Here is a 19,559-nt window from a genome sequence, read left to right as displayed (position 1 = left end):
TGATGATGGGGAATATTCTAAAAATAACCGTTAAGATCATTACTCTTTTAATAATTGGTGCCCTGGTTGCGGTAATTGCGACTGTATCCATTATCGGATTTTTTATTACAACTGTTCATGACAATTCAGATTCTGTATACAGATACAGTCTGTCGATTTCAACTTCAGAACCTGTTTTAAATCCTGTTCTTTTGATTCCCGTTCCTTCTTATTATAATTCCGTTTCGGGGAGAAATGAAACCGTGCTGGATATTTCTATGGTCGGTTTCCGTAATTTTGACAGAGACAATATCTCTGTGAAGATTGAGTACAAAGACGGTGTTCCCATGATGAATATCTCCGCAGCGAGGATTATTCCTGTATATAAAAACAGAATCGAACCGATCATGATTACGCCGGAACAAAATGTATCAGAACTGCCAGAACCGACACATATCTATTCTGACAGATATTCAGAGGAGACGCCTGTGTCTGTTCCTATGGAGATTCACTTCTATCAAAGCGGGATCAGCCCCCGCATTGACACAAAAGATCCCGCCGGTAAAGAGCCCCTTTTTATGCCGTACAGAATTCTTGAGACTTTCAGCGAGCCTGAAGGTTTCATGTATGAGGATTACTATATAAGCGGGGGAACTTCCTCTTATGCTGTTGAAGTGCCGTTTATCCTCTCCTATGATTCCGGCGATGAGAATATCCTGAGTATCTCCACTGAATTTGAGGGAATAAATCAGCGCTGGGTGCTTGGATGGCAGTCAAATTCATACCATGAGAGGATAAGGCATGAGTTTAAGGGTTCATACAATGGCACTCCCTGTCCGGTTAAGGGTGTTTTGATTACAGGAGATGGTATTTACTGGTAATTACCGTAATTACCGGTAATATTTTCCATTTGGATAATCCAGGGGGACTTTGTGGATCACGATGCTGTTATTCAGGTGACCGGAACAGAATGAATAAATCAGAGGACTGCTGTTTTTAATACTGTATTCAGGCCGGGTGTTTAAAATTGGGTGCGATTGATATTGAGTTTAAAAAATATGAAGAGGATGAGGATATTAAGAGAAAGGAGATTGAATTCTGTCTCTCTTTTGAAGGTTCGATACCGTCACGAAAGGACATCTTAAATGAAATCTCCGTCTGCTACGGCTCTTCACCTGAACTTGTGTTTCTTGAGAAACTGAGAACCGTCAGGGGCAAAAAAATGGCGAACGGGAGAGCAAGGATTTATGAGGATGTTAAAACCCTGAAGAAGTATGAAAGGTGATTTACACTGTTAAAAGGGAGAAAAAGGAGGTCTCAAGGGGGCTTATGGGAGCACTTGCCGGCGGAGGCATCGGGGGTGTCCTCGGCGGAATTTTAGGTCGTGAGGAAGGGAGCATAACAGATGCCATCGGGGGAGCTATTGGCGGTGCTGCTGTCGGAGGCGCCTTTGAAGGATACAGGGGTTATGAGGAATCCCGTGAGAACAGGACTGCTTTTGCCGCACTTCTTGCAGAGAAGGTTTCTGAGGCACAGAATGAGATTATGGAGATAATTGAGGCACAGAGAGAGGCAGGGGAGGCACTGAAGGAAAAAAGCCTTGAAAGGCGTGCGATTGATGAGGAGAAGGAGCAGGAGATCAGAAGCGAACTTGAAGATGTTCTTGGAGATCTTCTGGCTCTGAAAGAGGAGATAGATTTTCTCGAAGAAGACGGTAAAAATGTGGAAAAGGCAAAAAGCCGTGCACAAAGGGCGGAGCGGCTTTACAGCGAGGCCGAGTCTTCGTGCAGCGACAAGGATTATTCTTCTGCACGAACCAAAATCAAGGCTTCACGCTCAATGATTGACGGTGCGGTTGATCTTCTTTCTGAAGAATAGATCCGCCCCTGTTTTTTTCCGGATAAATAAATATTGCCCCGATAGCCATCCTGTCTGAAGAATTGATGATACTTTTGTGGGGGTTTACCGGTTGTTGCCGGATATATTATCTTTTGAAGGTTCAATAGCGTCCGGAAAAGATAAACTAAAAATAAAAATCAGATATTTTTGACGTTAAACATTTTTACTGACATATCTGTTGTTATCCCTCAGAGATTATCGCACCCTTTTGTTTTTTAGAACGTAATATTTGTAAGGCATACTTTTACTTCAAGTGATTGAACCTATACAATTAGTATCATTTTTATAACATTATGTTAAATTTGTTTTACACTGTCCCGATATTTGGGAGATATGTAAGCCAATATGCTGGATATATTGGTATTTTGGCGTTATATTCGGATTTCTGGAATATTTCGTCAGTGGCAAAAATTAAAATGTGGTGAAATTAATGACCGGAAAAAAAATAATCACAGGAATACTGGTATTCATGTTTTTGGTATCATTCTGTGGGATTGTATCAGCAGATGCCCCTTCAGATGATGCATACACTCAGATTGCTGTTAAGAATGTCGAACTTGATCCCGGTGTTTTCGTACAGGGTGATACAGGAGTAATTACGGTTACAGTGGAGAATACAGGTTCTGAAGCTGTTTCAGTAAACCGTGCGGAATTATACTCAAAGGATTTAAAGATTGCAAATGATGATGCCTATGATACTCTCACTCCGATTGGTGCGGGTAATGAGATGCAGTTTTCATTTACTGTGGATGCCGATGCTCCGGACGGGATATATTACCCGAGGTTTTACCTTGATTACACAGGATCAAGCAGTTTTTCATATAATATACCTGTAAAGATTGAGAGCACAGGACTTTCGATTTCTGTAACTGACTCTCCCGGTACATGGCAGGAGGGGAATGAGGATGAAATTACTCTTCTGGTTGGAAATCCGAGAGAAAATGCAGTGAACGGAGTTGAAATATCGGCTGAAGGGGAAGGAATCACCTCTGCCCAGACAAGCTATTTTATAGGAACTCTCGGACCGGATGAATCGAGGGAGATAACATTTGATATCACCCCTGCGGATGCAGAATTCATAGAATTTGATGCTTCGTGGAGAAATGGAATAAATAAGCATACATCGTCAGTTTCAATTCCCATAACATATGGGGATGACAAAACCGGTGCTGATCCTCTTTTAAACAATGTGAAATCCTCAATGTCCGGGAGCTACTACACGCTGTCCGGTGACATTACCAATGCCGGACTTGAGGATGCAAAGTCAATAGTTGTTACTGTCGGTTCTCCGGCAGTTGCTGTTGACCCTTACAAGATGTATGTGATTGGTTCCCTTGAGCCTGATGATTTCTCAAGTTTTGATGTTACATATCAGATATCCGGGATTAAAAATTCCGGAGATATTCCTGTAATTATCTCATACAGGGATGAGAAGGGAAATAACTATGAAAAAGAGTATCAGGTATCAGTAAATTCAGGGGCAGGCATTTCTCAGGATTCTCCTTCATCAGATTCTCCTGGAGTTTATAAAGCGTCCAGAGGTGGTATGATGGGCGGCATTGGGGGAGGTTTCTCACAGATCCCTGTATTTGAGATAATTGTCATCATCATTGCCGGTCTGGTTCTTGTAATCGCATGGAGGAAGGGCTACGTAAAGAAAGGTTCTGAAGCTCTTAAGAAAAAGATCACGAATGGGAAGAAGTGATGCCGGGAGAGTGCAACAGAATGACTCAGGAACCTGTAATCAGTCTTTGTAATGTGACCAAAGTGTATGTTCTTCCGTCTGATGAGGTTTTGGCGCTGGATGATATTTCTCTTGATATTTACAAAGGGGAATTTGTGGCGATAATGGGTCCTTCAGGATCTGGTAAGTCAACGCTTATGAATCAGATAGGATGTCTTGATGTTCCGACATCAGGTGATCTTTTCATTGACGGAAAAAACATCCGGGAACTCAATGATGATGAACTAACGGAAATCAGGAGGGATAAAATCGGTTACATCTTTCAGAAATTCAATCTAATTCCCCTTCTTGATCTCCGGGAGAATGTTGAATATCCACTTGTCCTGAAACACAAAAAAAGAGATGAATCCGGCTATCCTGCAAAGCTTCTCCGGATGGTTGGCCTTGAAGATAAGAGATTTAAGCACAAACCTGTTGAAATTTCCGGGGGACAGCAGCAGAGGGTTGCGGTTGGAAGGGCACTTGTAAACGACCCCGCTATTCTTCTCTGTGATGAGCCCACCGGAAATCTGGATTCAAAGACCAGTGCACAGATTATGGATATTTTAACGGAATTAAACAGGATGGGGAGAACCATTGTAATGGTTACCCATGAGGATGATATTGCCGAATATGCGAACCGGAAAATTGTAATTTCTGACGGGAGGATTGTAGATGATAATTAAGGATATATTTTTTGAGCTTTCACTCAGGAACATCAGGCTTAATTTTCTAAGGTCACTTCTTGCTGCAACAGGCATTGTAATCGGAGTGGTTGCAATTACTTCTATCGGGATAATGGGTGCCAATATGACAATGTCAGTAACCCAGCAGCTGTCTGAGAGCGGCAATGTTATTATGATAACTCCGGACAGCGGAGGGGGTGGCGGTGGCAATATTGGTATGGGACACGGTGGTTCCGAATCTGGTTCGTCTGGTGATGAGTATCTTGATAACAGCCAGCTGAGGGATATTGAAAAAATCTCCGGGGCTGAAAATCTTGTTGTTGCCATATATTCGGAATCCGATACAATAAGTGTTGCCGGTGAGGATGGAAGGGCAACAATATATGGTCTTGATACAGCGGTAATACCCGGGCTTGTAGATGTTGCACAGGGCAGTTATCCTGTAAGCACCAGCGGTGTTGTTGTCGGTCCTTCACTTGCTGAGAGGTATGATCTAAAAATCGGGAGCAAAATTAAGATTGGAGATGAGGAAGAGGGTCAGAGCACTGTTAAGGTAAATGGCATTTTAGAAGAGAAGGGAATGTCCATGGACTTAAATTCCGATAATGCCATTCTTGCCGATGAGAAGTGGTTTACTTCATTTTATGGTGGAGAAGGTGAATATGACCAGGTAAATATCGTTGTTGAAGACATAGACACTATCGAAGCACTTGAGGATGAACTCGACAGGCAGTTAAATTACCGTGATGATGAGGTTAAAATTCAGGATTCCGGTTCGATGCTTGAGAATATAAGCGAGTCTTTGGGAACAATTACTTCGTTTATGACAGCTATTGGTGCAATTTCTCTTCTTGTTGCAGCCGTTTCCATCTTCAATGTTATGATGATGTCAGTTACGGAGAGGATTAAGGAGATTGGAATATTAAGGAGCATTGGAACAAAGAGGAGAGAAATTCGGAGAATGTTTCTCTATGAGTCTTTGCTTTTGGGAGTCATTGGATCATTAATAGGTGCAGTGCTGAGTTTTATCGGCGGATATACACTGACATTTGGGATGATAGGAACTATGGATTATTTTTTCCTGCCGGATAGTCTGATTTATATTCCGTTCGGGGTTGTTATCGGTGTAATTGTGTGTATTCTCTCCGGAATATATCCTGCATGGAAGGCATCAAATCTTGATCCAATTGAGGCGTTAAGGGCCGAATAAAAATAATTTTTTATTATATTTGTTAACTAAAATTTTAGTCGTAGATGAATACTTCTTCTAAATTTACCCCGAATATCCTTGATATTTTAAATGCAAGGCTAAGTGAGGGGTCATATTTTCCTTTTTCAATTGCAAGTATTGTCTGTCTTGTTACACCTACTTCCTTTGCAAGGTCTTCTTGTGTCATATCATTAATTGCACGAAAAACCTTGATCTTATTCTTCATCGGAGATGTATCCCCCGTATTTATTGGAATAATATATTCTGCAGGCGACAAAAATAAGAATTGCCGTAAATAAAATTATCATCTGAATGAAAGGGAATCCAAGAAAATGTCTTCTGAAAATGTCTCCCCTTTCAACAATTATTACAAGGGCTGATACAGAAAAGGAAAAAAGCAGGATCCAGGTTATCTGAAGTGTCTTCATTGCGGATTTTTCATTAATTAAATGAAGCCTTTCATCACCGCCAATAGATGCATCCTCCACTTTTCCTTTTAATATAAGAGCGGTAATTATTCCGGCGGCAATCCCGATTCCGGTTATCTCCATTGCAGGTGGTCTTGAGTAATTAAGAGCCCACCAGAGAAGGTATAACTCCAGAAAGGCAATCACTGCGACTATTATGAAATATGTATTGCGTTTCATCTTCGTTATTATTAAATCTCAGGCAAATATGTTAAATTTGTTTGACATCAGGTTCATTTCCTGCATTGCTGGTTCCGGATAAATATTTATATTCGGGTAGCCATTCTCAGCAGGAAAATCTGTGATTTGTAAAGGGGTGTTATCGGGGATATGACGGATCATATAATTCCTGTTTCATGGAATATTATGAACAGTGTTTTTGTTTCCTCCTATATTGTCAGTGAAGAAGGGACGATTGTAATAGATACAGGGTATCCGGGGTCTGAACATGATATACTGGATAAAATTGCGGCTGTTGGGAAGAGTCCCGAGGATGTGGACCTGATTATTGTAACCCATGGTCATCCTGATCATGCCGGGAGTGCTTTTGGGTTGAGGTCAAAAACCGGAGCGAAGGTTCTGATGCATCATCTGGATCTAAACAGGGTGAGGAGCGGGCACCAGGGTAAGCTTAAGCCTGCATGCCTTTCGGGTAAACTTCTTGCCAGCCGTTTTGAAAGGGAGAATACTATTTTCCCGCCGTTTGAGCCTGACATTCTCATCAGTGCTTCTTATAGTCTTGAGGATTTCGGAGTGGCTGGAACTGTTATCCCGACACCCGGTCATACGCAGGGGAGTGTATCTGTGGTTTTGAAAAGCGGTGATGCCTTTGTCGGTGATCTGATTTTTCCCTCAATGCTCTCAGGCAGGCCGCATATGCCATACTGGGCTGACAACAAAAAAGAGGTATTAAAAAGTGTAAAAAAGGTGCTTAATTATTCTCCGGCCAGAATTTACGGTGGGCACTGCGGACCATTTTCGGCTGAGGATGTGAGAAGAAACATGAGGATAAAATGATAAACCAGGGGTGTGTGCTGTTTGCTGAATATTATTCCCGGGGGATATCTGAAATCTGAATAATCATTGGTCTTTTTGATTTTTTTAAATTTTTTATAACTTTTATAAATTTTAGAATTTTTTCAACTTTTACAATTTTAAACTTTTACAATTTTCAACTTTAATAATTTTTGTAAATCCGGTAAAGAAGAGGTTATATAATATGTTTTTAAGCCTTTATTGCGGTTTTTCAGACGCTCATATTGTCTTTGTATCTGTTTTTTTTGACAACCCTGATACAATCCATCCTCTGAAAAAAACCCTGAATTTAGAGGCCATTATATCTTTGTAATATGCGGATATTTTGGCTGAAAAACCTTGATTATCTGAGATTTTTAAAAATTATTTGAGGTGGATGGTTGCTGCCGGAAAGGAGGCCTTATCGGGGTTTTTTTGTGTGTGGGTAAAGGCGGTCATGAAAAAATTGTCTCAAATGTTCAAAGTATAAGAGTTTGGAATTCAGATTTATTGCCTTTTCACAGTGTTAAAAAAATCTTCACCCATTAAATATCTCTCATCAACTGAGGATAATAATTCGTTGTGAATAGACTGGTTTGAATAATACAGAGATACGATAACACCTGCATCTTTGGCGGCTTCAATGGCAGGTACGAAATCACTGTCTCCGGCAATAATTATCGCATGACCTATTTGTTTTGACCAGCTCAGCCTTACAAGTTCAACCGCCAGTAAAATATCAACTCTTTTCTGTTCAAAGGAGCCATCTTCTCTTTTGCTTAGTTTCCCAAATCTCGTTTGAAATCGGGGTAATTTTTCAATAACAGAGATAAATTTGCTATATTGTGAATATTTTATTTTTTCATTTTCTGTAGATGGATTGCTCTGGTAAGGCATACAGTCATAGAAATATGTTCTTAGTTTCTGAGTATCTCTGCACAAATAGTCAGATAAAATTTCAAAATCGATCTGAATATTTTGGGGAGTACATTTATGCAAATAGGCATTATCGATGAATAAGGCTGATCTATTAATCATTATACAACAAATATAGAATTGCTGAAAATTAATCTATCGTCCTGATTTTTCAGAACGATAGAGAATATACATTGCTTATATTAGACTAATAACCCTATATATTTTTCTGTCATAAAAAAATTACATGAAAATTCCAAGTAGTTATCAAAGCGCTGAGGGGGAGATTTGAACTCCCGAGGGGCTTGCGCCCCACAGGCTTTCCAGGCCTGCGCCCTTCCAGACTAGACTACCTCAGCAAAAATGTTCTAGTGCCTCAAAATATTAGATTCCTTTTCTATTAATGGTATCCTTTTGATGCCGGCATCGGGGTTGTCATAAATTCTTTTGAAATGGTTTGGAAACTATTATCCGAAAAGGAGCATTCCAATATCATAAAAATCCCCTGATATTCTTTTAAATCTCTTATAAGTCCCTGTAATTCGGGAAAATTAATGCCCTGAACAAAAATTTATTTGAAAATTATTTAGAAATTAGTTAAAAATTATTTTAGATATAATTTGTTGACAATCCGGAAATTATTCCGATTTTTCGTGCTTCGTCCAGCCTTTTTTGTATGTTTTGGGCTTCATCACGACTATTTTTGGATCAATTACAATTCCGGTATCGCCGGGTTTGTACTCTTCGGATGATATCAGGGCCTCGCCGAGACATACAAGCTCGGATTTTTCCGTCATGACCGCAACGCGGCTGCCCTTCTTGTAATTATCCCTTGCAATAATGCCGACACCGGCAAGCTGTGCACCGTGGCATATTGCATCAACAGCGCTGTTTCTAATAGTCACAACCGGAATCTCGCTAATAAGCCTCTCTGCCGGATAGATAAAGGACTTCAAAAGATCAGCGTCTCCCTCCTTTGCAAACTCGCAGGCATCTTTGAGGTCATGAAGAGTGCAGATGTCCGGGAGTCCGAGTCCGCCTGACTTAGACCTCCTAAGCTCCTCCATCTGTCCTCCGACACCGAGTGCAAGCGCCATGTGTATGCAAAGCGATCTTATGTATGTCCCCGCCTCACAGTCAACACGGAGAAGAACAAGTCTTTTATCGACATCCAGAACTTCAATATCGTAAATTGACCTTATCCTAAGCTGTCTTCTGACAGCACTCTTCCTCGGGGGTCTTTGGTATGTTCTGCCCTTAAACTCCTCAGCAACCCTCTCGATCTCCTTCCTTGGAACATCGCCGTGAAGACGCATAATCGCGATATACTCTTTTCTGTGCTTCAGGATAACAGGAGCAAGACGGACTGCACGGCCAAGCATAATAATCAGAACACCTGAAACCATCGGATCAAGAGTTCCTCCGTGACCTATCCTTATATCGCCGCCGAGCATCTCGCCGACCCACGCGGTAACCTGATGGCTTGTCGGTCCCTGTGGTTTGTCAACTGCGATAATGCCGCACTCAAGAAGTTTTTTTAGTTCATCATCATTCTCAAAAGAATTCATCTAATCAGTTTCCCCGGAAATTTTTCCGATATAATCATTCAGTGCGATAAGAGTCCCTTCTAGTGATCCATCCCCGGTAACCGCCGGTGACACACCACCCTCTCTCATCCTCTCTCCCGTGATATCGCCTATCGCCACCGGAATGATGTCCGTTTTCTTGTCCCAGACCGCATAGGAAAAGGAATTTGCGCTTGTAAATATTATTGCATCCGCATCATCAAGCAAAAGCTCCTCTTTTGTCGGAACAAGCGAATATATCGGGACTTCACATACAATTCCTCCCTTCTCCTCTATTGCGCTGATAAGGGCGGGATTTGGAACGTCCGCTCTTGGAATCCCTATTTTTTTACCGGCAATCCAGTCGCCGAGATAAGGTACAAAATCCCTTGAATAAAAAGCCGGAAGAGTCTCACACAAAATTTCGAAACTCTCAAGCGTCTTTGCTGTCTGGGGCCCTATTGCAATAACCCTCGGCCATTTTTTAAGAAGCGGCGCAACCTGCACTGCCGGAAGAGCACTTGTAAAAAAGATGCAGTCAAACTCACCTTCATTTGTACGTGCTGCAAAAGAAGTGACGGCATCTTCGTAAACAGACGCCTCCATGGGAGATACGGCATAGCAGGCATGCCCGTATTTTTTGCAAAGCTCTGCATCCTTTTTGGCTTTTTCTTTCAGGCGGGTTATTGCGATCTTCATTGCCACAAAATATGTAGCGTTATTCAGATAAATGATAGCACTAAAACCCCGGCAATCCGGAAATTAAAAATCATCAAAAAAAAGTTCAGGGGCTAGAATTTACCCCTTAATTTTTCAGGTCCTGGCAAGAACCTGCCGGCTCCCGTCAGCAAAAGTTCCTGTGGCAACAACCGCTCCTTCTGTTTTCCTGAAAGGCGATGTAAGAGTCTCCCCTATTTTGAAATTATGCTGATATGACTGATCACTGCCTGCCGAACCGTTGCTGATTGTAATATTTACAAGTTCGCTGACATCATTTCCTGAAAAAACAATGAACTCAACAAAACCTGTATTGTTTGTCGAAACCTGAAGTTTGACATCCTTTTGTACACTACTGTCCATATCTCCTGTAAGTCCGAAGACAAATACCGCGATGACTGCCGCCAGAATAACTGTTATTGCAACCATTAGTATAACTCCGATAACCGGGGATACAGCCTCTTCATCTTTGATAGTATTGATTTTATTATACCTGCTCATTCAAATGCACATCCCTGTGAAAAATCTATTGTATGCATAGATTTTCACATAAGGCTGAAAATCAAAAATTTAAATTGAATTATACAAAAAAGAGTTTGCAAAATTCTCTTATATATATTATGAAAAAATTTGAAAATAAAATATTCTTTGCAAATGATGTATTTTTTTTGAAGATTATTTCCGGTTTTGAGCTAAAATTCAGGATCAAATAATTATTTTATTCTTGTATGGGGTGCAAATTAAAATTTTAACTGACAATGACTGAGTTAATCGCCGTTTTTCTGCTTGGGGTAGTTCTTGGAACAGTGAGCGGTCTCATCCCCGGCATTCACGCAAACACGATGGCAGGAATTTTGCTTTCAGTTCAGACCGTAATACTTGCTGTTTTTGGGGAAACCGCAATGGCAGTTTCACTCCTGTCAGCATTGATAGTCCATACCTTCCTTGATATAGTGCCCGGAACATTCTTCGGGATACCCGATGCAGACACCGCCCTTTCCGTTCTTCCGGCACACAGTCTTTGTCTTCAGGGACGCGGGGAAGAGGCTGTCAGGATTTCCGCTGTCGGGAGTGCATGGGGTGCGGTATTCAGCCTTCCGGTATTCGCCCTTTTTTTAGTAATCCTCCCTGCACTGCAGCCATATGTCGACTGGTGGATTGGAATCATATTAATCGGGGTTGCAGGTGCTCTGATAGTATATTCGGAATCTCCTGAATGGTCTTTTGCCGTATTCATTGTCTCAGGTGCCCTCGGACTTTTTGCTTTTCAGCACTCTTATCTTGCGTGGCACAGTCTTGGAAATTCATCCATACTAATGCCGCTATTAACAGGTCTGTTTGGAATATCTGTCTTAATCATGTCATCTCCGGGGGAGATGCCTGAGCAGACACATTCCGGGATAACGATGAGCCGAAGGGAGATTATTAAAACCGGCATAGCAGGCACAGTTGCAGGTTCGGTTGTAGGGTGGCTTCCGGGTCTTTCAAACGCCTCTGCAAATGCAGTCCTGGGCTCACTCATTCACCTTGAAAAAGACAGGGAAGGGTTCATAGCCGCAACAAGCGCTGCAAACACTTCAAATGCATTCATCTCTCTTGCAGCGCTTTATGCCGTATCCAGAATGAGAAACGGCGTGATGGCAGCAATAGCTGAATCGGAGCAGATGCCTCCCATAACTTTCCTTTTGTTCTTCGGATTTTGTGCGGCAGTTTCCGGGTTTATTCTGACAATTCTCTTCTCAAAGACAGGACGGATATTTGCCGGCATAAATGTCAGGAACTTAAGTTATGGAATAATTGCCTTTATGACTATTCTGACATTTGCACTTACAGGCCCGTTTGGGATACTAATTTTGATACTTGCATCGGTTACCGGCATTGTCCCGCAGATTGTCAACATCAGGAGAATATACTGTATGGGTGCTGTAATGCTGCCGGTTATACTCTGGTCATTCTCAATACTCTGATTAAAAAACGATGTGAGTTTTTTTAAAAATTGGGATAAAAAATGGCGGAGCCTGACTGTTTACCCTGATATTTCAGTTCTTAACGAAAAAAAGTCAGATTAATTCCCTGCAATGAACAGATATCCCATATAGGCAAAATAAGCCGCAAGGAGCATCGCTGCAAAAAATCTTGTTCCTTTTTTTGATTTATAGAATAATGCAATCGCGGCAACAGAAAACCCTGCCATTATCAGAACGTCTGTTATCCCTGGAATCTCAAGCGGTCTTATCAGGGCACCTGTGCCGAGGACAAGGAGAAGATTGAATATATTGCTCCCGAGAATGTTTCCAACCGAAATACCTCCCTGGTCTTTCAGGATAGCCACGAGTGATGTTGCAAGTTCCGGAAGTGATGTTCCGATAGCAACCATTGACATTCCTATGACAAATGCAGGTATTCCGAGGAATGTTGCAATGGAAACAGCGCTGTTTAGCAGAAACTGAGAGCCTATTGTTACCCCAAGAAGACCTCCGGCAATGAAAATATAGTCCGCTTTTCCGTGGGACTCTATCTTTTCATTGTTTACTGCACCGCTCTTCCATAAATAAATCAGAATTGCGGAGAAGAATATTAAAAATACAATTCCTGCAAGGATGTCAAGAGTTCCCCTGAGTGCAAGGATTGAAAAGACGGCAGTTGCAAAGAGCATTAAAACCATCTCTGTCAGGACATTGCCCCTGCTAAGCTTTCCAGAAAACATAACCGGTTTTATCAGTGCGCACAATGCAAGGACAAGGGCAATATTTGCGATATTGCTTCCAAGAATATTTCCAAGTGCAATGCCCTGATTTCCGGTTGCAACCGCGTTAATACTCACGACAAATTCAGGCAGTGATGTCCCGAATGCAATAACGGTTATTCCGATGGTTGTGGGTGAAACGCCGTATCTTGATGCAAGACCGCCACCCCCTTCGACAAAGTAGTCGGCACCTTTTACGAGGAGAACAAGCCCCAAAACAAATAAAAAAATTTCAGATATCATATTTACCAGGTCGGAAATCTCCGTTCAACATATATTTTTTATAAATCTGATCATCAGATCAGATGCTTCCTAACATTTAGTATAATGCTGGTAATAAGGGTTCATGTTTTTAACAAATAATTCCCTGATAACGAACCTCTTACTCTCTCAAATTCGCATTAATTGATAATCCTGTATTTCCATTTTAAAATTCTGACAACTGAACATTTAATGTGCAATTGCAGACGATTTAAAAGTGAATTTTATGCAATACTGGTTCGGCGATGTGGGTGAAGACGGCAGTTGCACCCCTTATAAAGGAGATAATAATGCATTCGCAGAGCGGGCGGTGCGGATTCATACTGATATGAAAACATTCACTCCGCTTAGTGTCGAAGATGCACTAAAATGCGGTGTTGCAAAGGATCGTCAGGAATATTTCGGGCTTTTAAGGAACATATGCATCAATATCGCGGAAAAAAAGATAAAAGTGCATTACACAAGCGGCGATGTTGAGCTTGTCCAGATGGTGAGGATGCTTGATGAGATGGATCATGTGATAAATCTCCTTATAGAGCGTGCAACCGAATGGTATCTTGTACGCGATCCAAAGTTTTCCCGGAAATACAAGTCCCTTAACGCAAAGAAGATGATTGGGATAATAAAAAGGGACAAGACCTCTCTTGGCCGGATTGGCTATGAGATAGATCGCCTCTCATCCGAGAGGACGAGGCTTATGAAAGAGATATCATCCCGTGCTGATATAATCGCACCAAACTGTAGTGCACTTGTCGGAGGCCTTGTCGCTGCAAGACTCATCTCCCGTGCAGGCAGTCTTATGCAGATATCAAGAATGCCTGGTTCCACAATACAGGTTCTTGGTGCCGAAAGTGCTCTTTTTACACACCTGAGGGGGGGAACACCCTCCCCAAAACACGGAATTATTTTTCAGCACAGGAGGATTCACAATGCAAAACCGTCTGTGAGGGGAAAGGTTGCAAGGGTTTTGGGCGGCAAACTCTCTATTGCAGCTAAGCTTGACTACTATCGCGGTGAGCCGGTTCCTGAATTTATTGAAAAAGCACAGGAGAGGATAGACTATGTATTCTCTCTTGGAGAGCCTGTCGCGGAGGAAAAAACAGATGATAAGAATTGAGGGAATTCTGGTTTCAAAAGGTCAGGGTGGCGTTTACAGCGAGAAGATGATTAAGGGCCATCGTGTATGGGATCCGTACAGGAGCAAGTTTGCCGCACTTGCAATGATCAGGAAAGATGTCGATCTGCTTCCATCACAAAAGGTTCTTTATCTCGGGGCTGCGAACGGAACAACCGTTTCCCACTTTGCAGATTATGTCGAATGCGTTTACGCCGTTGAGTTTGCACCACGGCCAATGCAGGATTTAATCGTTGTCGCAGGAAGGAGGAAGAATATAATACCGATAATGGGGGATGCTACAAGGCCTGAAGAGTATGCACCCTTTGTAGAGGAAGTTGATTTGATCTATCAGGATGTTGCACAGCCGAATCAGGCCGAGATTGCAATAGCAAATCTGCCTTTCCTCAAATTGGGCGGAGAAGTCATACTTATGCTAAAAACCCGTAGTGTTGACGTAACCCTTGTTCCGAAGGATGTTTTTGAAAACACACTTGCTGAACTTGAGGATGCAGGTCTTATCATAAAAGACACATGCTGGCTTGAGCCCTATCATCACGATCATGCATGCATCATCTGTGAAAAGGTCTCCAAAAACTAAATTTTCATATTTCTAACTGTGATTTTTGGTTTTGTTTTTATCGATACCTATAACTATTTTTGTCTGTAAATTTCTCTTTAGTTATGCAGAGATACTTTTTCAATCCGTTTTCGGTATTTCTTTTGCTGTTTTTGATTCTGGCATTAATCATTATGCTGCCTCTCCTGTTCCTTGGAATAATCGGCGGAGCACTGCATAAGCTTGGGTTTGAGACATGGCAGGTCATCTTTCTGGTGGTTGCAATGATAGTCGGAAGTTTCATCAACATTCCTGTAACCCGTATAAAAAACGAGTATTCGACTGTCCGGGTCCCGCACGGCCATCTGATGAGCAAAATGTACAAGGTGCCTGAATTTTCATCCGAGACCACAGTTGCGATAAATCTCGGAGGTGCGGTAATACCTGTTCTCGTATCTTTGGTTCTCCTGCTAAAGATTGCATTTATCCCGGGAAGCACTCTTATCCTGTCATCTGCATTAATCGGGATTTTGATTGTCACAATAGTTGTGCACCTGTCGGCAAAACCTGTTCAGGGGCTTGGGATTGCAACACCGCTTTTAATCCCGCCTTTATGTGCACTTATCTGTGGTATTGTGCTCTCGTGGGGTATTCCCCTTGCAGCGCCTGTGATAGCTTACGTCGCCGGCACAATCGGGACACTTGTGGGTGCAGATATCTTAAATCTTAAAAAGCTCGGGGAGCTTGGGGCTCCTGTTGCAAGCATAGGCGGTGCCGGAACTTTTGATGGTATTTTTTTAACAGGGATTATTGCTGCATTTCTGGCCTGAAAGGAGACGGTTTTTACCATAATTTATAATCCGGAATCTGAAAAAAGCTAAAATGATGCTGTTATTCTGAAAGATTCCCGGATAATATTTCTCTTTATTTTAGATATTGAGATAAATTCTAATATAAATTTAAACTAACTTTTTAGTTTGATAGTTTCTTTTACTCTTTTGTATTGGCTAATGTCCAGAATATCTCTATTATCCAAAATAATGTGGTATCTTTGAAAGAAGGGCATTAAAATGGATAAAAATGTTCATTGTGTGGTTTGGTACTGGGGATTTCTGTAAACTGATTACCGGAATCCCTGGTGTCATATACCATTTTTTAAGATCTAAAAGATCCAAATTTAAAAGATCTAAAGAGTGACTTAATTACCAAATCTCAAATAAGTCATGAATTGCCATAGACGCAAAGAAAAGATCGTATTAAATGCTCGACAAAAAATGTAATAGTCCGGAGCAGATTCGAACTGCTGTCGCAGGATCCAGAGTCCCACATGATTGACCGCTACACTACCGGACTTCTTTTGTTCTTATCAGAACTTGCACTACTTTATCTGTCTGTAATGATTAATTAATCTGACGAAACGTTCGTGGCGGGCAGGTGAAAACCGGGGAGGCTGGTCTGTCTTTGTATATGCAGTGAAAAAAAGTCAGGCATGTAAAAAATATCTGGATATACGGGTGATTTTTGAAAATTTAGTTTCAGTCTCTCCTCCGAAAGTCAGTGCTTTTTATCACCTGCTCTGTCTGCAGTGTGGGCGCATATGCCTGTATTAATTATCCACAATCTGTTCTATCATCGGGGTGGATTTCAGGCATTGTCGACAAGGCAATAAAATGCCGGATTTATTGATATGCGTAATATAACGATGGGTCTGTTTTACCCGACTTACTCTTTGCTGGTAAAATGAGGCCTCTGAGGCTTTTAATTTAGCCTTCTTTATATTGATGGATGCGTCCTTTCGACCACAAAGGATATATTAAGTGTTCTACAAATAGTGCTGTATATTCCGTCGTTCGGAGTATGGGGCAAGGTGAATCTTTATTCGACATGTGTCGAATATTGTTGACTGCCTGATCCTTAAATCGTATGTTAAGGAGGATTATATGACAAGTAAAAAATTCGGAATTGCACTTTTTGCACTTCTTGTAATGGCACTTTTCGCAGTTGCGCCAGCAATGGCATCAACTGATGCTATTAAATCCATTCAGAAGGGCGATACAGTGTTTGTTGGGGAAGAAGGCCTCAATATTTCACAATGTATAGACGGAGCTTCAACTACCATCTATTGGTTTAAAGACTCAACTTCAACAGCTTTCCCATTAGACCTTGGAAGCAATTCAAGTGTCATTATTGGTGAATCAGACTTTGGAACCAGAACCGGTTTCTGGTATAACACATCTGTTTATGCTGACAAGGAAGCTGTATTCAACGTACAGTACCCAAGCATTTCAAATGTCCAGATTTATGATGTAACAGCTGGCAATGAAGATATTACAGGCGAAACTGCAATTACAGACGATCTGCTTAACATTGCATTCCAGTCAAATCTGTACAGCATCTTCAATGAGCGTGCTGGTGCAGTCGGAGGACTTACTGTAAAAGTTCAGACTCCTGATGGAATTACACTCACAGCACTTGTGAACAGTTCTGCTTCAACACCTCTTACAGCAATTCAGCCATCCGCACAGAAATTCTATGTCGGTGGGGACGCATCAGCTCCTGCAAATGCAATATGGGACACATCTATTTCCACATATGCCTCAGGTACCTACAAGGTATGGGTTGAGTCCAATGTCAACTCAATGAAGGACAACCTTGGCAGTGTATCTGGCAAGACAGTTTCACCAACAGTGGAAGTAACACTTGACAAAGAAACAATTACACTCACTGCTGACAAGGAAACAGTTGTACGTAACAACCAGTTTGCAGTTACAGTTGAAGGTAAGCCATCCACAGAGTACATTCTCTGGGTTTCCGGAACACACAGTTTTGGTGCAACAGAATTCCCACCGGTAATCATTGCAAACCAGAAGGATGTAACTCTTAATGCAGGTGCATGGAATTATACCTATAAGACAGGCACAAACGTCTCAATGGATATACCAACAACAAACCCTGAGTTATACTGTGCAAATGTCACAACATCATCCAGTGGTAAAGTAACAGTTGGTTTCTCAACAGACACAAACACAAAGGATTCAACATACAAGATCCGTGTCCAGAGAGGACTTCCAGCAGACAACATGTATGACACTGTAAAGGTTACAGTCGAGAAGGGTGCAGTTACAATCACAGCATCCGGTGACGGTTCGTACTACCTTGGAGAAGAAGTTGAACTCTCAGGTACAAACACTGACGGCGACAACACATACCTCTTCATCACAGGTCCAAACCTGCCGGTAGCTGGTGGACAGCTTCTTACACCTGCAACAGCAGTCACAAACAATGTTGCAAGTACATTCATTTCAAGACCTGTAAAGTCCGATGACACATGGGACTACAAGTGGGACACAGCAACAGTTGGTCTTGATGCAGGTACATACACTATCTATGCAGTAAACCAGCCATATGACAAGTCTCACCTTTCAGGCACAAAATATGACACAATCTCAATTGTTGTCAAGAAGCCATTCGTAACAGCAACCACCTCTGCATCAACAGTTGCAAAAGGTGACAAGTTCTACATCCGCGGAACAGCAGAAGGCAACCCAACACAGGGTGTTGCAATCTGGATTCTCGGAAAGAACTACTGGAACGGAGCAGCAACATCATCAATGGAAACAGAGACTGTCAACGATGACGGCTCATTCGAGTACGAAGTCGGAACAGCAACCACAAAGGACATGGCATCAGGACAGTACTTTGTAGTTGTTCAGCACCCGATGTACAATGATGTATTTGATGTAGATGTATCAGCAGGCGTTGGCGGCATTGTATACGTACAGGAAACAGTATCCGGTACAGCAAACAGCCAGTTCATTATTGCAGGTACAGGTAAGCTTCAGGGCTCAGACGCTGCAGAAGCACTTATCAATGCAATCAACTCACCTGACATTGATGATACATACACAAAACTGACCTTCCTCGTAGAAGAGCCATGGATCAGGATCAACTCAGTTGGTGACCACTACGTTGGTGACCAGTTCAAGATCTCCGGTACAACCAACCTCGCAGTCGATGATGATCTGATTGTTGAAGTTACATCTTCATCATTCAGCCCAACACAGAAGACACAGAGCGGCGAATTCTCAGGAAAGACCGAGACCGTAAAGGTCACAGCAGGCGAAACATTCAATGAATGGTCAATGGACGTTGATGCAGCAGCATTCAAGCCAGACGATTACATCGTAAACGTTGAAGCTATCGAAGCTGACGCAACAGCAACCACCACATTCACAGTCCTTAAGGGCGAACCTGTAAAACCAACAGAAGCACCTGTTGAACCTACAGAAACCACAGCACCAGTTGAACCTACAGCAACCACAGCACCTGTCGAGCCAACAGCAGCACCAGGATTTGGCGCATTTGTTGCACTCATTGGTCTTGGAGCAGTAGCAGCACTGGTTCTTAGAAAGGACTAAATTTCCAAAATCAAATCTTTTTTTTGAAAACTTTTAAATTAATCAATTAAATCATCCGGAAAATTCAGAATCTTTGAATAAAATAAAAGAAAAGATTCAAAAAAAGCTGTTTTTGGTTGTTTAATACAATTTTAATGCAGTTTAAATAATTTGTTTTACCTGATTATTTTGTATTGTTTTGTATCGCCTGTATTCCTTTGGCCTTTAAAATCCTGATTTGAATTAATCAGTCTTTAATGCAAAAAACCAAATTTGTATGTTTCATTGCCTGACGTCCTGGATTTGA

General features: G+C 41.8%; 19 protein-coding genes and 2 tRNA genes. 12 read left to right on the top strand and 9 right to left on the bottom strand.

Going from position 1 to position 19,559, the window contains the following annotated elements:
- Positions 1-2 precede the first annotated feature (2 nt).
- From F1737_RS09255 to F1737_RS09230, 6 genes are all read left to right on the top strand, one after another.
- Positions 3-860, top strand: a complete 858-nt coding sequence (locus F1737_RS09255) for an MCP four helix bundle domain-containing protein (protein ID WP_317136300.1) — start codon at positions 3-5, stop codon at positions 858-860.
- A gap of 146 nt (positions 861-1,006) precedes the next feature.
- A complete protein-coding gene (locus tag F1737_RS09250; protein WP_317136299.1) occupies positions 1,007-1,264 on the top strand; it encodes an eS24 family ribosomal protein in 258 nt (85 codons plus the stop codon).
- Positions 1,261-1,857: a hypothetical protein gene (locus F1737_RS09245; RefSeq protein WP_317136298.1), complete on the top strand. Its 597-nt coding sequence runs from the start codon at positions 1,261-1,263 to the stop codon at positions 1,855-1,857. Before F1737_RS09250 ends, F1737_RS09245 begins: the two co-directional genes overlap by 4 nt.
- Positions 1,858-2,308: 451 nt before the next feature.
- On the top strand, positions 2,309-3,583 hold the full coding sequence (locus F1737_RS09240) for a COG1361 S-layer family protein (protein ID WP_317136297.1): 1,275 nt from the start codon (positions 2,309-2,311) through the stop codon (positions 3,581-3,583).
- 20 nt (positions 3,584-3,603) lie between these two features.
- The gene (locus F1737_RS09235; RefSeq protein WP_317136296.1) at positions 3,604-4,287 is read left to right on the top strand and encodes an ABC transporter ATP-binding protein; all 684 of its coding nucleotides are present in this window, start codon (positions 3,604-3,606) and stop codon (positions 4,285-4,287) included.
- The gene (locus F1737_RS09230) at positions 4,277-5,497 is read left to right on the top strand and encodes an ABC transporter permease (protein WP_317136295.1); all 1,221 of its coding nucleotides are present in this window, start codon (positions 4,277-4,279) and stop codon (positions 5,495-5,497) included. The genes F1737_RS09235 and F1737_RS09230 overlap by 11 nt, the downstream gene beginning before the upstream one ends.
- A 34-nt stretch (positions 5,498-5,531) precedes the next feature.
- On the opposite strand, the gene F1737_RS09225 is transcribed toward F1737_RS09230, so the two are convergent.
- Together F1737_RS09225 and F1737_RS09220 are read right to left on the bottom strand one after the other, a co-directional pair.
- Complete coding sequence (locus tag F1737_RS09225) at positions 5,532-5,723, bottom strand: helix-turn-helix transcriptional regulator (protein ID WP_317136294.1); 192 nt, start codon at positions 5,721-5,723, stop codon at positions 5,532-5,534.
- On the bottom strand, positions 5,713-6,144 hold the full coding sequence (locus F1737_RS09220) for a DUF2178 domain-containing protein (protein WP_317136293.1): 432 nt from the start codon (positions 6,142-6,144) through the stop codon (positions 5,713-5,715). Before F1737_RS09220 ends, F1737_RS09225 begins: the two co-directional genes overlap by 11 nt.
- A gap of 150 nt (positions 6,145-6,294) precedes the next feature.
- On the opposite strand from F1737_RS09220, the gene F1737_RS09215 reads away from it, so the two are divergent.
- Complete coding sequence (locus F1737_RS09215) at positions 6,295-6,981, top strand: MBL fold metallo-hydrolase (RefSeq protein WP_317136292.1); 687 nt, start codon at positions 6,295-6,297, stop codon at positions 6,979-6,981.
- Positions 6,982-7,485: 504 nt separating this feature from the next.
- On the opposite strand, the gene F1737_RS09210 is transcribed toward F1737_RS09215, so the two are convergent.
- From F1737_RS09210 to F1737_RS09190, 5 genes are all read right to left on the bottom strand, one after another.
- Positions 7,486-8,016, bottom strand: a complete 531-nt coding sequence (locus F1737_RS09210) for an NYN domain-containing protein (RefSeq protein WP_317136291.1) — start codon at positions 8,014-8,016, stop codon at positions 7,486-7,488.
- 150 nt (positions 8,017-8,166) lie between these two features.
- Positions 8,167-8,252: transfer RNA gene (locus F1737_RS09205), tRNA-Ser, on the bottom strand.
- Between the two features lie 279 nt (positions 8,253-8,531).
- The gene (locus F1737_RS09200) at positions 8,532-9,461 is read right to left on the bottom strand and encodes an RNA-guided pseudouridylation complex pseudouridine synthase subunit Cbf5 (RefSeq protein ID WP_317136290.1); all 930 of its coding nucleotides are present in this window, start codon (positions 9,459-9,461) and stop codon (positions 8,532-8,534) included.
- Entirely contained in the window at positions 9,462-10,157 is a 696-nt protein-coding gene (locus F1737_RS09195; protein WP_317136289.1) for a uroporphyrinogen-III synthase, read from the bottom strand. It lies immediately after the preceding gene.
- 114 nt (positions 10,158-10,271) lie between these two features.
- A complete protein-coding gene (locus F1737_RS09190) occupies positions 10,272-10,676 on the bottom strand; it encodes a type IV pilin N-terminal domain-containing protein (RefSeq protein ID WP_317136288.1) in 405 nt (134 codons plus the stop codon).
- A 257-nt stretch (positions 10,677-10,933) separates the two neighbouring features.
- On the opposite strand from F1737_RS09190, the gene F1737_RS09185 reads away from it, so the two are divergent.
- A complete protein-coding gene (locus F1737_RS09185; protein WP_317136287.1) occupies positions 10,934-12,142 on the top strand; it encodes a tripartite tricarboxylate transporter permease in 1,209 nt (402 codons plus the stop codon).
- 98 nt (positions 12,143-12,240) lie between these two features.
- On the opposite strand, the gene F1737_RS09180 is transcribed toward F1737_RS09185, so the two are convergent.
- Positions 12,241-13,164, bottom strand: a complete 924-nt coding sequence (locus F1737_RS09180; protein WP_317136286.1) for a calcium/sodium antiporter — start codon at positions 13,162-13,164, stop codon at positions 12,241-12,243.
- A 244-nt stretch (positions 13,165-13,408) separates the two neighbouring features.
- Between F1737_RS09180 and F1737_RS09175 the strand changes: the two genes are divergently transcribed.
- The 3 genes from F1737_RS09175 (at position 13,409) to F1737_RS09165 (ending at position 15,685) form a co-directional block, all read left to right on the top strand.
- The gene (locus F1737_RS09175) at positions 13,409-14,299 is read left to right on the top strand and encodes an NOP5/NOP56 family protein (protein ID WP_317136285.1); all 891 of its coding nucleotides are present in this window, start codon (positions 13,409-13,411) and stop codon (positions 14,297-14,299) included.
- Entirely contained in the window at positions 14,286-14,897 is a 612-nt protein-coding gene (locus F1737_RS09170) for a fibrillarin-like rRNA/tRNA 2'-O-methyltransferase (protein ID WP_317136284.1), read from the top strand. Before F1737_RS09175 ends, F1737_RS09170 begins: the two co-directional genes overlap by 14 nt.
- An 83-nt stretch (positions 14,898-14,980) precedes the next feature.
- Positions 14,981-15,685, top strand: coding sequence for a DUF1614 domain-containing protein (locus F1737_RS09165; protein WP_317136283.1), 705 nt, complete (start codon positions 14,981-14,983; stop codon positions 15,683-15,685).
- A 450-nt stretch (positions 15,686-16,135) separates the two neighbouring features.
- Here the strand turns inward: F1737_RS09165 and F1737_RS09160 are convergent.
- A tRNA-Gln gene (locus F1737_RS09160) sits at positions 16,136-16,208 on the bottom strand.
- A 587-nt stretch (positions 16,209-16,795) separates the two neighbouring features.
- Here F1737_RS09160 and F1737_RS09155 point away from each other — a divergent pair.
- Positions 16,796-19,273, top strand: coding sequence for an MEMAR_RS02690 family S-layer glycoprotein (locus F1737_RS09155; RefSeq protein ID WP_317136282.1), 2,478 nt, complete (start codon positions 16,796-16,798; stop codon positions 19,271-19,273).
- Positions 19,274-19,559 lie beyond the last annotated feature (286 nt).

This window comes from Methanoplanus sp. FWC-SCC4, from assembly GCF_032878975.1.
In the GTDB taxonomy this organism is placed as follows: Archaea; Halobacteriota; Methanomicrobia; order Methanomicrobiales; family Methanomicrobiaceae; genus Methanochimaera; species Methanochimaera problematica.
The sequence above is the reverse complement of the archived record's forward strand: the minus strand, read 5'-3'. Positions and strand labels throughout refer to the sequence as shown.

Coding starts and splice junctions, on each gene's coding strand:
- F1737_RS09165 (WP_317136283.1), top strand. CDS start 14,981: ATGCAGAGATACTTTTTCAATCCGTTTTCGGTATTTCTTTTGCTGTTT.
- F1737_RS09175 (WP_317136285.1), top strand. CDS start 13,409: ATGCAATACTGGTTCGGCGATGTGGGTGAAGACGGCAGTTGCACCCCT.
- F1737_RS09230 (WP_317136295.1), top strand. CDS start 4,277: ATGATAATTAAGGATATATTTTTTGAGCTTTCACTCAGGAACATCAGG.
- F1737_RS09225 (WP_317136294.1), bottom strand. CDS start 5,723: ATGAAGAATAAGATCAAGGTTTTTCGTGCAATTAATGATATGACACAA.
- F1737_RS09195 (WP_317136289.1), bottom strand. CDS start 10,157: ATGAAGATCGCAATAACCCGCCTGAAAGAAAAAGCCAAAAAGGATGCA.
- F1737_RS09155 (WP_317136282.1), top strand. CDS start 16,796: ATGACAAGTAAAAAATTCGGAATTGCACTTTTTGCACTTCTTGTAATG.
- F1737_RS09210 (WP_317136291.1), bottom strand. CDS start 8,016: ATGATTAATAGATCAGCCTTATTCATCGATAATGCCTATTTGCATAAA.
- F1737_RS09190 (WP_317136288.1), bottom strand. CDS start 10,676: ATGAGCAGGTATAATAAAATCAATACTATCAAAGATGAAGAGGCTGTA.
- F1737_RS09170 (WP_317136284.1), top strand. CDS start 14,286: ATGATAAGAATTGAGGGAATTCTGGTTTCAAAAGGTCAGGGTGGCGTT.
- F1737_RS09220 (WP_317136293.1), bottom strand. CDS start 6,144: ATGAAACGCAATACATATTTCATAATAGTCGCAGTGATTGCCTTTCTG.
- F1737_RS09185 (WP_317136287.1), top strand. CDS start 10,934: ATGACTGAGTTAATCGCCGTTTTTCTGCTTGGGGTAGTTCTTGGAACA.
- F1737_RS09235 (WP_317136296.1), top strand. CDS start 3,604: ATGACTCAGGAACCTGTAATCAGTCTTTGTAATGTGACCAAAGTGTAT.
- F1737_RS09180 (WP_317136286.1), bottom strand. CDS start 13,164: ATGATATCTGAAATTTTTTTATTTGTTTTGGGGCTTGTTCTCCTCGTA.
- F1737_RS09215 (WP_317136292.1), top strand. CDS start 6,295: ATGACGGATCATATAATTCCTGTTTCATGGAATATTATGAACAGTGTT.
- F1737_RS09200 (WP_317136290.1), bottom strand. CDS start 9,461: ATGAATTCTTTTGAGAATGATGATGAACTAAAAAAACTTCTTGAGTGC.
- F1737_RS09255 (WP_317136300.1), top strand. CDS start 3: ATGATGGGGAATATTCTAAAAATAACCGTTAAGATCATTACTCTTTTA.
- F1737_RS09240 (WP_317136297.1), top strand. CDS start 2,309: ATGACCGGAAAAAAAATAATCACAGGAATACTGGTATTCATGTTTTTG.